General features: G+C 47.0%; 10 protein-coding genes. 7 read left to right on the top strand and 3 right to left on the bottom strand.

All coding sequences use genetic code 11. From position 1 onward, the window contains the following. Nucleotides 1-19: 19 nt before the first annotated feature. Nucleotides 20-1,180 (bottom strand): NAD(P) transhydrogenase subunit alpha, encoded by a 1,161-nt coding sequence (locus HQ39_RS00095; RefSeq protein WP_036848601.1) that lies wholly within the window; start codon nt 1,178-1,180, stop codon nt 20-22. A gap of 23 nt (nt 1,181-1,203) precedes the next feature. After that, nucleotides 1,204-2,223 carry a branched-chain amino acid aminotransferase gene (locus HQ39_RS00090; protein WP_036788647.1) on the bottom strand — a complete coding sequence of 340 codons (1,020 nt, stop codon included), beginning with the start codon at nt 2,221-2,223 and terminating at the stop codon, nt 1,204-1,206. A 946-nt stretch (nt 2,224-3,169) separates the two neighbouring features. Here HQ39_RS00090 and HQ39_RS00085 point away from each other — a divergent pair. The 6 genes from HQ39_RS00085 to alr are packed head-to-tail and all read left to right on the top strand — an operon-like array spanning nt 3,170 to nt 12,692. Then, nucleotides 3,170-3,559, top strand: coding sequence for a MerR family transcriptional regulator (locus HQ39_RS00085; RefSeq protein WP_052079251.1), 390 nt, complete (start codon nt 3,170-3,172; stop codon nt 3,557-3,559). 27 nt (nt 3,560-3,586) lie between these two features. Further along, a complete protein-coding gene (locus HQ39_RS00080) occupies nt 3,587-5,554 on the top strand; it encodes an LTA synthase family protein (RefSeq protein WP_036862524.1) in 1,968 nt (655 codons plus the stop codon). A 10-nt stretch (nt 5,555-5,564) separates the two neighbouring features. Beyond that, nucleotides 5,565-8,207, top strand: coding sequence for an alanine--tRNA ligase (alaS, locus tag HQ39_RS00075; protein ID WP_036862522.1), 2,643 nt, complete (start codon nt 5,565-5,567; stop codon nt 8,205-8,207). A 13-nt stretch (nt 8,208-8,220) separates the two neighbouring features. Next, complete coding sequence (locus HQ39_RS00070) at nt 8,221-9,303, top strand: 3-dehydroquinate synthase family protein (protein WP_036862515.1); 1,083 nt, start codon at nt 8,221-8,223, stop codon at nt 9,301-9,303. A gap of 9 nt (nt 9,304-9,312) precedes the next feature. Beyond that, entirely contained in the window at nt 9,313-10,266 is a 954-nt protein-coding gene (locus HQ39_RS00065) for a GSCFA domain-containing protein (protein ID WP_036862514.1), read from the top strand. Then, nucleotides 10,263-12,692 carry an alanine racemase gene (gene alr, locus HQ39_RS00060; protein ID WP_036862512.1) on the top strand — a complete coding sequence of 810 codons (2,430 nt, stop codon included), beginning with the start codon at nt 10,263-10,265 and terminating at the stop codon, nt 12,690-12,692. The genes HQ39_RS00065 and alr overlap by 4 nt, the downstream gene beginning before the upstream one ends. A gap of 318 nt (nt 12,693-13,010) precedes the next feature. Here the strand turns inward: alr and HQ39_RS00055 are convergent, their stop codons facing one another. After that, entirely contained in the window at nt 13,011-13,649 is a 639-nt protein-coding gene (locus tag HQ39_RS00055) for a MarC family protein (protein WP_036788627.1), read from the bottom strand. 245 nt (nt 13,650-13,894) lie between these two features. Here HQ39_RS00055 and HQ39_RS00050 point away from each other — a divergent pair, with 245 nt between their 5' ends. Further along, the gene (locus tag HQ39_RS00050) at nt 13,895-15,583 is read left to right on the top strand and encodes an alpha/beta hydrolase-fold protein (RefSeq protein WP_052079250.1); all 1,689 of its coding nucleotides are present in this window, start codon (nt 13,895-13,897) and stop codon (nt 15,581-15,583) included. Nucleotides 15,584-15,738: the final 155 nt, after the last annotated feature.

Genomic DNA, 15,738 nt, shown 5'->3' with positions numbered 1-15,738 from the left:
GTCTCTAAAAAATTTATGATTACGCAATACCCATTGCTTCTTTAGTTCCGACGTGAAGTATCTCTCCGTTATTGGTTACCAATGCACTGGATACCACCTGATCCGTCATATCGAGGTTAAGCTTGCCTCCCGGAACAAAATATTTTACCATCTGATACATGTTCTCAGAGAACATATAAGTGGAGGCTTGAGGGATCATACCCGGAATGTTCTTGATACCATTGAGTATCACTCCGTGTTTAATCTCTTTCTTACCCGGAGGTGTGATCTCACAGTTACCACCTTGGTCTATCGAGATGTCTACTATACAAGAGCCACGCTTCATGCCTTTGACCATATCTTCGGTAATAAGCACCGGAGCTATCTTACCCGGTACAAGAGCACTCAAGAATACTATATCCATGTCCTTGATGGCTTCACGGATTACTTCTCTCTCCTTAAGCAACCATTCGTTAGGCAAATGTTTTGCATATCCACCTTCTCCAACGCCGAGTTCATCCGGAACAGAAGTTTCGATAACCTTGGCTCCAAGACTTGTTGCCTGTTCGCGAGCAGCAGGACGGATATCCATAGCGTAAGTGGTAGCTCCAAGACGGCGAGCAGTTGCAAGAGCTTGAAGACCGGCTACACCTACTCCGATGATCAATGCTTTAGCCGGAGGCATAGAACCAACCGCAGAGAAGATAGGAGGTATAAACTTCACCATATCGTCCGCAGCCATGATAATACCCTTGTAACCCGCACATGTACTCATGGATGTAAGTGCATCGAGCTGTTGTGCTCTGGATATACGAGGAATACCATCAAGAGTAATAGAAATAACACCGCGCTTTGCAAGATTTCTTACCATATCGTGGTTCACCGGAGATGCAGGGTGGATAAAAGTGATAAGCACTTGTCCTTCCTTCATCATGTCCACTTCATGGATGTTGAGAGCGCTATTGAAAAGAGGCTCTTTCACCTTCAAGATAAGGTCTGCATCATTGTAGATGGACTTCACATCCGTACGGATTTCAGCACCTGCAGCCTTGTAGTCTTCATCGTGATAGAGAGCACCCTCTCCGGCTTCCGCTTCAAAAAGGACACGGAAGCCATCTTGCACAAATTTGCGCACGGTATCGGGAGTGGCAGAGACGCGATGCTCGCCACTCATTATTTCTTTTGGAATACCTATTATCATTGTTGTTTGTGGTATTTGTGGTTTTATTCTATGATAGTTACCCAGCCATGCTTATCCTCTACATCGCCGTATTGGATGCCGCGTAGGGTTTCGTACATCTTTGTGGATATAGGACCTGCCTTGCCATCTTTAGAGAAGACGTAGCTCTTATTCTCGTCAAGGTCGTCCACTCTCAATATTGGAGAGATCACTGCAGCAGTACCGCAAGCTCCGGCTTCCTCAAATGTTTCGAGCTCTTCTACCGGAATGTGGCGACGCTCAACCTTCATACCCAAATCCTCTGCGATTTGGCAAAGACTCTTGTTTGTAATAGAAGGAAGAATGGAAGGAGAATCCGGAGTAATGTATGTATTATTCTTGATTCCAAAGAAGTTAGCCGGACCGCATTCGTCAAGATACTTCTTCTCTTTAGCGTCAAGGAATAGCACCGCAGAGTAGCCTTTTTCGTGGGCAATATGACCCGGTTTAAGGCTGGCAGCATAGTTTCCACCCACTTTGATAGTACCTGTACCAAGAGGAGCTGCACGGTCGTAGCCACGCATGATAGCCATTGGAGTAGGCTTGAATCCATCTTTGAAGTACGGGCCAACAGGTGTAACGAACACCAAGAACATATATTCCGAAGCAGGCTTCACGCCTACCAAAGGACCTACACCGATAAGCAACGGACGGATATAAAGCGATGCCCCACTTTCGTAAGGCGGAACAAAGTGTTCGTTTGCTTTGACTACCATCTTAACGGCTTCGAGAAACTTTTCTACCGGGAACTCCGCCATCATGATACCATGAGCAGAATCTGCCAAACGGCGAGCATTCTCTTCCGGACGGAAAAGACGAATCTTACCATCTTTGCCTCGGAAAGCTTTTAGACCTTCAAATGCTTCCTGACCATAGTGCAAGCACGAAGATGCCATGTGGATGTTGATGTTAGTATCCTGAGAAAGTTGTAGCTCTCCCCATTTACCATCTTTGTACTCGCATCTTACGTTGTAGTCCGTAGGATAATAACCAAATGTAAGTTGGCTCCAATCTGGGTTTTTCATTGAAACTTAATAATATTAATATAAGACATAAGCTATTCAAAGAAGACAAAGACACGGAAACGTCTCTGCCCTATCTCCTCGCAAAGCTACGTATTATTTCCTGAAATAAAAAGAAGAAATAGGGATTTAATTCTTCACTCTCCTCTTCACAAGAAATTCGCAAGATAAAAGCTCTTTTTTCCATTCCTTTTTAACCCCCTTTTCCCTCTCCATTTTTATATATTCCATACCACCTAAAACACCCTATTTTTATCACTCTCTATTTTAATCAGAGATAGTGTTTTCAGAGCGCGACCGAATTGTTAAATCAGCCCCGATTTATTAACACAATTTCCGATACCCGTTAAGCAAAAACGGTAAACAAGCATATTGTTTCGGCTTAACGTATTTAATTTTTCAATGAACACGTTTACCGATTTCATTTAATACGTTTACCGGATTCAATTAACGTGTTTAGAATTTTCACATATAGTTCTGGCTATTAACATTTTACCGTTTTCCTCCTCTTTTTTGCCGTTTTCGATCATAAAATGGGATTAGGATTTATTTACACAACACCCTGTTAAAATTCACCCATATTAACGCGAAAAAGCCCCATCAAACGGACTTAAGAAAAAATTTTTCCGAATTTAAGATTTTACATAACAACATCAAAATCAGAATCTTAAGAAGCACTCCAAATTTTACAAAGAGAAAATCAAGACAGAGAGGGAGGGAAAATCGGGCAAAATCAAGAGTTCGTTTTTATATAAAAATTCCGCCAAAAGCCCCTTTTGAATCGGGACAAAAAGCCTCTTGAAAAGGGCAAAATTGAAGTATTATTCCTATCCTCCAAAAACGGATACAGATAATAAAAAATAGCTATCTTTGTGCATTAAGACTCTAAGCTCCCTTTCTTGCTCCGTGTAAGCTGCACAGAGAAGAAAAAGACCGGACTCTAAACCTAATGTTCAGTAGCAAAAAACAACATATCAACTGGAAGGAAGATGGTGGTACAAAGATATGTATGACCATAGGAGAGTTGGCGCAGATGTACGGCATCACCGAAAGCATTTTGCGCTACTGGGAGAAGTGCAAGCTGATATCCCCCCGAAAGTCTAAAAAAGGTACCAGATACTACCATAAAAAAGATGTGGAACAGGTGGACAGAGTCTATTACCTTGTGCAAGAACAAGGCTTTACAGTGGAGGCTGCAAAGAGAAAACTCTCTGAGAAACAGCCTTCGGACGGTAAAAGTGTCGTGGATAAGCTCATGGAGATAAAGGCAGGGATAGACGCCTTGATAGAGCAGTGCGACTACATCATCGAGCGAAGAGAAAAATCAGAACATTCCTAACTGATTTGACGCGTACATCGTAACGAAATGAAGACAAAATTTACAGGACACAGCTACCTGATATTTTTTTACCATCTGCTACTCTCGTGGCTGATGTTCAACATAGGACGTCTGGTATTTTATATCCACAACCTCTCATCTTACGAGCATCTCTCGGCAGGTGAAATCTGGACTGCATGGCTCGGCGGACAGCGATTCGACATTGCGGCAATGGGCTACATCAACAGCCTCTATATGTTTGCTTTCATCGTTTTAGGCTACTTCCCCGGCAGAGTAAGAGAGAGCAAAACCTCCTATCATCTGGTCAAGTGGCTCTTCCTGATACCGAATATTGCTGCAGTCATCCTCAATGTGGGAGATGCCGGATACTTTCCTTTTGTTCGCAAAAGAATGACGTCCACCGTCTTTCAAGAGTTCGGCGGAGACAATCCGTTCTTTCTCGTCTTGCGCCTTGCGTGGCAAAATCCGCTTCTTACCTCGGTTGCCATAGTCATGATTGCTCTCTTGATATGGGCTTACGGCAGGATAAAATATCGCAGCACCACAAACACCTCTGCACTTTGGAGGTTCATCATCACCACGGGGAAGGCTCTTGCCGTAGCGTTCGTTACGGTCGTCGGAATACGCGGAGGGCTTGTTCACAGCATACGTCCGCTCTCCCCTTTCAATGCACACTCGTATGTGAAAGAGGTTAAAGACCGTGATCTTGTCCTCAACACACCTTTCTGCATGATACGAACAGCAGACAAGAAGGTGCTCAAACTGATAGACTACATTCCACGAGAAGAGGCAGAGACCCTCTTTTCCGCAACATATAAAGCCGCTCCACTCGGAGAGCAAGACTCTCTTTTCGGTTCATACAAAGATTATAACGTGATGATCCTGATCCTGGAGAGCTTTGCAAAAGAACATATAGGGGCATTACAGCCGGACGGCAAGGGGTTTTCTCCGTTTCTGGATGGTGTCATACGAGACAGCGCAACACTCTCATTTCCCTACGCTTTCGCCAATGGCGTGAAGTCCATAGATGCTATGCCGTCGATAGTGGCAAGCATTCCGGCGTTGGGATTGAACTTTGTGACCAGCAACTATTCCGGCAATGAGATAGACGGTATGGGCAGTTGCCTTATGCGACATGGCTATAAAGAGGCTGTCTTTATGCACGGTGCGCCAAACGGCTCTATGGGATTCGATGCCTTCTCTACACACATGGGATACACCGGCTATCACGGCATGAAAGAGTACAACAACGATGCCGACTACGACAATGCTTGGGGAATATGGGATAAGAAATTCTTACCGACACTTCCTGCGGTCGTTACCGGACAATCCTCTCCATGGCTTACGACGATATTTACACTGTCGAGTCATCATCCGTTTAAGCTGCCTAAAGAGGAGAAAGGAAAATATCCGGAGGGAAAGGTGGATCTGCAACGGATGATCGGCTATTCGGATGATGCCCTCCGGTTGTTCTTTGAAAAAGCATCTTCCGAACCATGGTTCAATAAAACGATATTCATCATCACGGCAGACCATACCTCGCAAAGTGCAAATCCTGCATACGCCAATGTTGCAGGACGATTTGCCATACCGCTTCTCTGGTACATACCCGGTAAGCCTCTTCCACAAGATATATACACCAACAAAGTAGTGCAACAGGCAGACATCTATCCGTCTCTACTCTACTTGTTGGGCATAGAAGATGAGATCGTTTCATACGGACACAATCTGTTCGATCCGCATTCCACTTCATACGCCGTAGTATTCGGCGGAGAGTATAATCTGATCTCAAAAGACGGGGTGTTTGCTCTTAACGAACAGACCGGAGAACGTAAAAGATTGGATCTTGACTCGGATCTGCTCCCGAAAAGAGATACGATACAATCTCATGTTATAACAGATAAAATGCTTCCGGCCGTTGTCATGGACTATAACAGACGGCTTGTGGAAAACAGATTGAGTGCAAAAAAGATAAAAGATAATACTACAAAATAAAGAATTAGATATGCTCACATCAGCAGAGATACGGCAAGCGTTTCTCGACTTTTTCGCCTCGAAGGAGCACCATATAGTGCCCTCGGCTCCAATGGTTATTAAAGATGACCCGACGTTGATGTTTACCAACGCAGGGATGAATCAGTTTAAGGATATAATATTGGGCAATGCTCCCATCAAGTACCCTCGTATAGCAGACTCACAAAAGTGTCTCCGCGTAAGCGGTAAGCACAATGACCTTGAAGAAGTAGGGCATGACACCTATCACCATACCATGTTTGAGATGCTTGGTAACTGGTCTTTCGGCAACTACTTCAAGCAAGAAGCCATCTCATGGGCTTGGGAGTTCCTTGTGGATGTTCTCGGTCTGGACAAAGACAGAATATATGTAACGGTCTTTGAAGGCTCGCCGGAAGAAAATCTTGAACGAGACAACGAAGCAGCTTCTTTCTGGAAAGCCTACCTTTCTGAAGAGAGAATCATAGACGGCAATAAGAAAGACAACTTCTGGGAAATGGGAGATACAGGTCCTTGTGGCCCCTGTTCCGAAATTCATATAGACCTTCGTCCGGACAACGAACGCCGTGAGGTAGAGGGCAGAAGCCTTGTGAACCATGATCATCCACAGGTCATAGAGATATGGAACCTGGTATTCATGCAGTATAACAGGAAAGCGGACGGAGCATTGGAGCCACTACCGAATAAGGTAATAGATACCGGTATGGGCTTTGAGCGTCTCTGCATGGCACTTCAAGGCAAGACATCCAACTACGATACCGACATCTTCCAGCCGATTATCCAAAAAATTGCATCGGACTGCCGCATACCGTATGGCAGCAATCCTAAGACAGATGTGGCGATGCGCGTTATTGCAGACCATATCCGTACTATTGCATTCTCCATCACGGACGGACAGCTGCCGTCCAATGCGAAAGCAGGCTATGTGATACGCCGTATCCTTCGTCGGGCTGTTCGCTATGGTTATACTTTCCTTGAACGCAAAGAGGCTTATATGTACTCCCTCATCCCTACACTCATAGAGGTTATGGGAGAGGCTTATCCGGAACTGCCGGCACAGCAAAATCTGGTACAGAAAGTGATGAAAGAGGAAGAGGAGTCTTTCCTACGTACTCTTGAGACCGGTATTCACATTCTTGAAGGATATGTAGAGGCTCTTAAAGCAGAAGGGAACAAGGTTCTTCAAGGCAGTAAGGTGTTTGAGTTATACGACCGCTACGGTTTCCCTACGGATTTAACGGAGCTAATCCTTCGCGAACATGGTTTGGAGTCCGACTTGAAAGGCTTTGAGGTGGAAATGAACAAGCAGAAAGAGAGAGCTCGTAACGCTGCCGCCATCGAAGCAAAAGACTGGGTCGAACTGTCCGAAGGGTCTCCCGAATTTACCGGATACGATTTCACTGAGACCACAGATGCTCATATCCTCCGCTATCGTCAGGTTACGAAGAAGAAGCAAACCTATTATCAGATCGTGATGGACAAGTCTCCATTCTATGCTGAAATGGGTGGACAGGTAGGAGATACCGGCGTAATGATCGGCGCGGAAGATGGTGAGAGCATCACCATACAAGATACGGTGAGAGAGAATAACCTGCCCATACATATCGTTGAAGCTCTTCCGAAGAACCCTTCACAGCCATTTACCTTGAAGGTCGATGTGGAAAAACGCATTGCAACAGAGTGTAACCACACCGCAACGCACCTGCTTCACGAAGCTCTCAGAGAGGTATTGGGTAAACACGTAGAGCAGAAAGGATCTTATGTATCCTCTGAAGTTTTACGCTTCGACTTCGCTCACTTCTCCAAGATGACACAGGAAGAGATACGTCTTGTAGAGCGTAAGGTTACCGAAAAGATACGTGAAAACCTCACAAGAGAAGAGATGCGCAACATCCCTATTGCTGAAGCAAAGGCAATGGGAGCCATGGCTCTGTTCGGTGAAAAATATGGTGAAGAGGTTCGCGTGATTCGTTACGGCAACAGCATCGAGCTTTGTGGTGGTACGCACATATCGGCTACGGGACGCATCGGAACATTCAGAATTGTTTCAGAGTCCTCCATTGCAGCAGGTATCAGACGTATAGAAGCAGTTACCGCAAAGCATGCAGAAGATTATCTGTACGGTATGCAGACCACCATTCAGTCCGTACAAGAGCTGTTCCACAATGCTCCGAACGTTGTACAGGCAATACACAAGCTGCTCGAAGAAGATGAAGCTCTCAGAAGAGAGATACGTGAGGCGGCAGAGCTGTCCAAGAGACAAATCATCAAAGAACTGCTTTCACAAGATCATCCGGTCGTGAATGGCGTTAAGGTGATCCAGATCAAGCAAAACCTCAAACCCGAAATCGCCAAAGACGTAGCCTTTACGGTAAAGGCGGAAATCGGCACAGACAGTTTTGTATGCCTTGCAGGCTCTTACTCCGAAGAAGAGAAAAAGTGTACCATAACACTGATGTTGGGAGACGCTGTCGTTAGTCAGGGTGCCAACGCAGGCGCTTTGGTGAGAGCTTCAGGGAAGTTCATCCAAGGTGGTGGAGGTGGTCAGCCTCACTTCGCAACCGCAGGAGGTAAAAATCCTCAAGGACTTGATGAAGCATTGGACTTCATATTGGGCGAACTCCAATTGAGATAAACATAAACTCGATATGCAACCACGCTGTTCGGATACCATCATTCGACTTGACATCGAGGCAGATCTGCTCTCGAAAGTCTTGCTTGAAATGGAGCCGGATGGCGTGGTTGTCGTTTGTGATACCCATACCCGGGAGCTTTGTCTTCCGCATCTTCTCTCCCGTCTCGGCTCATATACTCCCGAAGTTATCACCATAGAGCCGGGAGAACAAAACAAGAGTCTTGAGACGGTAAGCCTCTTGTGGGACAGGTTTTACCACCTCAACCTCTCTCGCAAAACCGTTGTCATTCTTCTTGGAGGTGGCTCTCTTTTGGACATAGGAGGTTTTGCCGCATCCACTTTCAAGCGTGGGATGCCTTGCATCAATGTACCTACAACCATCTTGGCTGCCGTTGATGCCGCTGTCGGAGGCAAGAGAGGTTTCAACTTCAACGAGACCAAAAACATCATCGGTTCGTTCTACCCCTCTTCTTATGTGGTATTGGACCCTGGATTTTTCCGCACACTTCCCCTGACAGAAAAGCTTAGCGGATGGGCGGAGATACTGAAACATGCCCTTTTGGAGCCGGACAGAAAAGCACTTATAGAGCTGCTGAAAGAAGATCGACAGCCGGAAACTCTCTCTCTTCAAGAGTGGGGCAACCTGATTTCCCGATCCATTCGGACAAAACAGCGCATCGTCGAAGAGGATCCATACGAAAACGGCGTCAGACAGATGCTCAACCTTGGGCATACGTTCGGACACGCTGTGGAAGCCTATATGCTTCATAACAGAAAGAAAGAGCTGCCACACGGATTTGCAGTGGCTGCCGGCATCATCATGGAGCTTTATTTGAGCTTCAAGCTGCTCGGTTTTCCACAAGAGCTTCTCACTAAGGTCTGCTACTACATACGAGATACCTATCCGGTTGTTCCGTTCAACTGCAAAGCCTACAACACTCTCATTGCCTACATGGAGCAGGACAAAAAAAATCGTGGCAAGGTTATCTCCGCCGCACTGCTCAAGGACATCGGTCTGTATGCTTACGGCACACCTCTCTCTCCCACTCTGTGCAAAGAAGCCATGGATTTCTATCGAGACCTGTACAATACCTGACACCTCATCATGATACTCCATAAGACATTTCAGATAGAGCCACTTCCCTCTCTTTACTCGCACAGACACCTCATACAAGTATGGGGTTCCTGCTTTGCGGACGAGATGTACAAGTATCTTCTCGAAGGGGGCTACCGTGTATTTCCTTCACCGTTCGGTACCATGTACAACCCTCTCAGCATCGCTTCCGGCATCGCTTCCGTTCTTGACGGTACGCAGGCAGATCCCTCTCTGTTTACCGAACGGGACGGGAACTATTACAGCTACATGCACCATAGTCGCATATCAGGCGAGAGCATGGAAGCCTTAGCTTCTGTTATCAACGAGCGTTCTGCTCAAAACGGTATCATTTGGAAGCACACTCGTCTTCTGGTTGCCACGTGGGGTACAGCCTATGTCTATTATAAAGATGACGTAGTGGTGAACAACTGTCATAAGCAACCCGAAAAACTCTTTAAGCGTCGTCTCATCTCCGTAGAGGAGATTGTTGTGGTTTGGGACGCCCTATTGCAAAAACTTTGGGAAAGATTTCCCAATCTTCGAGTAGTGCTTACCGTGAGCCCCATACGCCATTACAGAGACGGCATACACGCCAACACTCTCAGCAAGGCAACGCTTCAACTCGCCATAGAACAGCTACGACTCCGATACCCGGAACGTATCTCTTACTTCCCCTCCTACGAAATTGTTCTGGACGAACTCAGAGACTACCGCTTCTATGCCGAAGATATGGTTCACCCATCGCCTTTAGCCATCTCCTACATCATGGAAAAGGCAAAAGCGTTTATGTTGGACCCCGAAAGTTTCTCCTTTGCAGAAGAGTGGCGCAAAGCGTACAAGCTCGCCAAGCACACACCTTCGGAGAAAGGAAAAGAAGCGCATCAGAGAGAGGTCTATATGCTCTTTGAATCTCTCCGAACCGAACGAGACACCCTCTACCCTCCTCTCACCACACGACCATGAAGCTATCACGACTGGCATCCATACTCGGCATCCAACGGATCGACCACGATAGAGAAATAGAAGTACTCCTTACAGACAGCAGGCAGCTCACATTTTCCTCATCCACTCTATTCTTTGCTCTCACCACCCCAACGGGGGACGGACATCTTTATATAGATGAACTCTACCACGCCGGAGTACGTGCCTTTGTTGTGGAGAAGCTGCAAAAAGAAGAGAATGAATATCCCGAAGCACAATTTCTGATCGTTCCGGATGTTCTCGATGCACTGCAAAAAATCGGAGCAGAAAGACGCCAAAGCTTCAAAGGGAAAGTGGTGGCGATCACCGGGAGCAATGGCAAAACGACCATAAAAGAGTATCTCTACCAGCTCCTTACTGCCGCCGGAGTGAATGCCGACCGCTCTCCTCGAAGCTTCAACTCGCAGATCGGTGTTCCTCTCTCCCTTTGGCAGGCAGACCCCGAAGCGGAAGTGTGTCTTGTGGAAGTGGGAATATCGAAACCGGGAGAAATGGAACGGCTTGCCAAGATTGTGGATCCGGACATCGTCCTCATCACCAATATCGGAGAAGCGCATCAGGAAAACTTCTCATCCTTACAGCAGAAAGCGGAGGAGAAATGCAAGCTTGCGACACACTCCTCGCCGGCTCTGCTGCTCTACAATGGCAGGGATAAGGTGCTGTCGGAAGCTGTTTCCGTCATCAGCCAACCGCCTCTGTGCCGTTCATATACAGAGCATCGGAGCAGACTCACCCCTCCCGTATCCGTTGCCGAGCTGCTTCTCCCCGAAAATCTATCGGCTATCATGGCTCTCTTGGATGAGCTTGTGCCCTCGCTCTCTCCCGATACCACCATCTGGAGTCAGCTTGAACCGGTGGAGATGCGCTTGGAAATCTTCAACGGGATATACGATACCACCATCATCGACGATGCTTACAACAACGATGCTTCTGCCTTGCTGCTTGCTTTGGAACAGCTGAAAAGAGTCTCCGAAAAGTCTCAAACTCCATCCTGTCTCATTCTTTCGGACATGACAGGTATGTCTGCTCCGCATCTCCGTGAGGCTCTTCTGTCTCAAGTATCGGATATGATACGGAAGATGCCGCCCGACAAACTGATATTTGTAGGGAAACAGCTTGCCGCACTGACTGCAGAACTCTCCGGAATGACTTCGACTCCTCTCTGCTTCGAGAGTACCAATCATTTCCTCGAAACATTCGATCCTCAAACGCTGAAAGGCTATACCATACTGCTCAAAGGAGCACGAACTTTCAAGTTTGAAAAGATCTCCGCTCTGTTTCATACCAAACGACATCAAAGCATTTTGGACATCAACCTCACGGCACTGCTGGATAACCTGAAGTATTACCGCTCCCTTGTCCCTTCGGAGACCCGATTTGTCGCCATGGTAAAGGCGTTCGGATACGGTAGCGGAGACGTAGAGATAGCCCGGCTATTGGAAGCACACCACTGCCATTACCTTGCCGTGGCTCTCATAGATGAGGGTGTGAAGCTGCGAGAAGAGGGTATAAGGATGCCCATCATGGTGATGAATCCGGAGTCTTCCGCCCTTTCCCACATGTGCAAACACAGCCTGGAGCCGGAAGTGTACAGCCTTGCTTTGCTGGACAAACTCATAGAGAGTTGCAGACGGCTTGGCATCACACACTATCCCATACACATAAAGCTCGATACCGGAATGCATCGCTTGGGATTCGATACCCATGAGGAGTTTCTGCTGCTTCTGGACAAATTGAAGTCCACCAACCGTGTTCGGGTCAAAAGCATCTTTACACACCTTGCTGCGGCAGACGATATTACGGCAGACGAAAAGACTCTCGGACAGCTCCACACCTTCCAAACGTGGGCAGAAGAGCTGGAAAAGACGCTTGGCTACACCGTGCTGAAGCATGCGCTCAACTCCGCCGGTATCTCCCGCTTTCCGCAATACAGCATGGATATGGTGCGTCTCGGAATAGGATTGTACGGCTATCCACCCTACGAGGACAAGGGAACTCTCAAGACCTCACTCCGTGCAGTGGCTTCCCTCAAAAGCATCATCTTGCAGATCAAGCAGATTCCGGCAGGAGACTCCGTAGGCTACGGCACTCACGCCACTGCCGACACTCCCCGAAGAATAGGCATAGTGCCGATAGGATATGCCGATGGAATAGACCGGCGGTTAGGCAACGGCAATATGTCCGTCCGCCTGCAAGACGGCTCGTTGGCACCGACAATAGGAAATATCTGCATGGATGCAATGATGATAGACCTCACTCAAGCCTCATCCGTAAGCGAAGGAGAGGAGGTCGTGATCTTCGATGAGCAGCTTCCTCTGCAGCGTCTCTCCTCCACACTTGGCACTATCCCGTATGAGATCATCACCTCCATCTCCTCCCGTATAGCGCGCCATTACTTCAGAGAATAAGGTTTACAAAATCTTCTGAACATATTTACATCTTTTTCCAAACCTGTTCGGAAGTAAAAATCAAGGCTTGATTTGCAACAATCAAGCCTTGATTTTTATGTACCAAAGCACGAATACCACCGACCACGCCTCTATTTCAACTTCTGAAAAGGTTTAAGGGAAACATCAAATGCTTTCGGACAACTTTTTGTCCCTTATAAAATCAAATTTGAAAGAGGTTGTACCCTTTCCGCAACCGAATCTTTAATAATAAGAAATCCCTGCTTCCGATACCGGAAGCAGGGATAAACAAGATGATTTGAGGATAAAAAATAAACTTTACTTACTCAATGCTGCTCCTATGGTCTCGATAATCTTGACGATGTTTGCCATGAAGAATTTCACGGAGATAGCCAAAAGGATAACGCCGAAAAACTTACGCAAAACATACACACCGCCTTTCCCGAAGAAGCGTTCCAGCTGATTCACGAACCTGAGCATCAAGTATATCATCAATGCATTTAGTAGCAACGCAATGGCAATGTTCGTAGCCGCATAGCCATCCGCTTGCAGAGTCAGAATCGTGGTGAATGTTGCGGCACCGGCAAAGAGTGGAAAGACCAAAGGAACGATCGTGGCACTGCCCGAAGGCCCGTCATCCTTAAAGATCTGCACGCCAAAGATCATCTCCACAGCCATTACGAACAGGACGATAGCCCCGGCAACGGCAAACGAAGAGATATCCACTCCGAAAAAGTTCAGCATAGGCTCTCCGATAAACAGGAAAGCCAACATCATTATGCCTGAAAAGAGACTCACCTTCACGGTGCTGAAAGTCTGTCCCTTATCCTTCAGACTAAGGACGATAGGTATGGCGCCGATAATATCGACCGCCACAAAGAGGATCACAAAAGCCCCCACGACATCCTTGATGTTGAAGTGGCTCAGGTCCTGCATCATGTTTTCTAATACGTTCATTCTGTTACAGTAGTTTTTTGTTTGTTAGTTGATATGTTGGTTTATCAGTGTGTCGCCATACCGGCGAGAGTATTGCAGTTTATTCTTTTCGCTTTTTCGGGGAGCATACAACCTGCTGCCCATAAATATTCGGCACAAAAATAGAAGAAAAAAATGACAATCCGGTCATTAAGGAGAGCCCGAAAAGCCGTATATTTGAGACACTGTTTGAGAAACTTACACGACAAAACCATAAATCAGACCACATGAAACCGGGAAAAACAATCCTTACCCTGCTCCTTCTACTCTGCTGTACAGCATCGGTATATGCACAAAAAGGCTATAACAGACTCATAGAAGAGGCCTCCGACCTGATGTACAACGGGGCGGACTTCGTTAAATATGTCAAAGCGATGCAGATCTTCGACGATGCATTCCGCCTCTATCCCGATAGCATAGATGTCGCAGGGCTGTATCATGCCTCTGTCCTTGCGGCGAGACTGAATTTGAAGGAGCGCGCTTTCTCGTTCCTCCACAGCATGAACGCGCTTGAAAAAGATGAATACGGATTTCCCGGATGGTTTACCATCGCTTCCGAAGAGCAGATCGGGAAGGAGTATCCCAACCTGATAGGCGATCCGAGATGGCAGGAAATGCTCAAAGATGTGGAGAGAAGAAAAGCGCTGTTCGACAAAAGGCTTGCCCTCTCTCAAGAAGAGTTCTTCGCCTCCTCATACACCGCTCCGGACACCACACTCACGCCGGAAGAGCTGTACAGAGAGTTGCAAAAGGAGAGAGGGTATCTGCCCAAGAAAGAGAGAAACTACTCCATCAAGTTCAGGATAAACGACTCTGCCCTCACCTCTTACTACGTTTATCTCCCGGCAGATTACTCCCCCGACAAGAGCTATCCTATGCTTGTGATCCTGCACGGAGCGGTGAGGAACAACTCTCTATTGGAGTTTCTCACACCGGAGATCTGCCTTGAGGGCTTCAACCGATTCTATACCAAGTATGCGGATCAACACGGTGTCGTACTTCTCATTCCGCAAGGAAGCAGAGAGTACAACTGGATGATGCCGGATGACGGATTCTTTATGGTACCTGCGATGATACGCGAAGTGAAAAAGGCTATCAACATAGACGACAACAAAGTATTCCTTTCGGGACACTCCAACGGAGCTACCGGAGCGTTCTCTTACCTCATGAAGCAACCCACGATATTTGCCTCGTTCTATGGCTTCAACGGCTATCCGAAGGTGCGTACCGGCGGCACCTTTATAGAAAATATCCTCAACCGCTCTCTTCTCTCCTTCACCACGGATCAAGACTACTACTATCCGCCCAATGCCAATGACAGCATAAGCCGGCTGATGACCCGGCTTGGAGCCGACTACAAAGAGATCCGGACAAAAGGATTTCCGCACTGGTTCCCAAGGTTTGACGAGTCCGAGCCCTGCTTCCGTCTCCTTTTTGAAGACCTCGTTCGGCGACAACGTCATCCGTTTCCCTCGAAGCTCACATGGGAATATGACGACCAACAATACAACGCAATAGACTGGATCTCCGACATCCGAATGGATACCATAGCTCCGAGAGCGCAGTGGCACAAAGATCTCAACTTCGATATAACAGAGTGGCAACAGTACGATGAACAGGATCGGCTGCAAACCATAAAGGTGAAAAAGAAAGCTTTCGACTTTCCTCGCAAGTCCGCAAAAATCCGTGCAGAGTATCGGGACAACAGCTTCCACATATCGACCTCCTGCGTGAAAGCCTTCCGAATAAAGATCTCGCCCAAAATGGTGAACACAAAAAAAGCAGTAAGCATCTTCGTGAATGGCAAGCGACTCTTCCGAAAAAAAGTACAATACGACAAAGCCTGCCTGCTCCGACAGCTGTCCGATCCCGACAGAAAGCAGATTTGGATAGCAGAGATAGAAATAAAAGTCTGATTCTTCCCTCCCTACCGATCCTCCTCACCTCCCCCTCAAAAGCTCTAAAGGTTTTGGCAAAAAGCTCTAAAGGTTTCAGACGAAAGCTCTAAAGGTTTCAGACAAAAGCTCTAAAGGTTTCAGACAAAAGCTCTAAAGGTTTCAGACAAAAGCTC

This window comes from Porphyromonas sp. COT-108 OH2963, assembly GCF_000768895.1.
In the GTDB taxonomy this organism is placed as follows: domain Bacteria; phylum Bacteroidota; class Bacteroidia; order Bacteroidales; family Porphyromonadaceae; genus Porphyromonas_A; species Porphyromonas_A canoris.
This window is presented reverse-complemented; position numbering and strand designations above follow the sequence as displayed.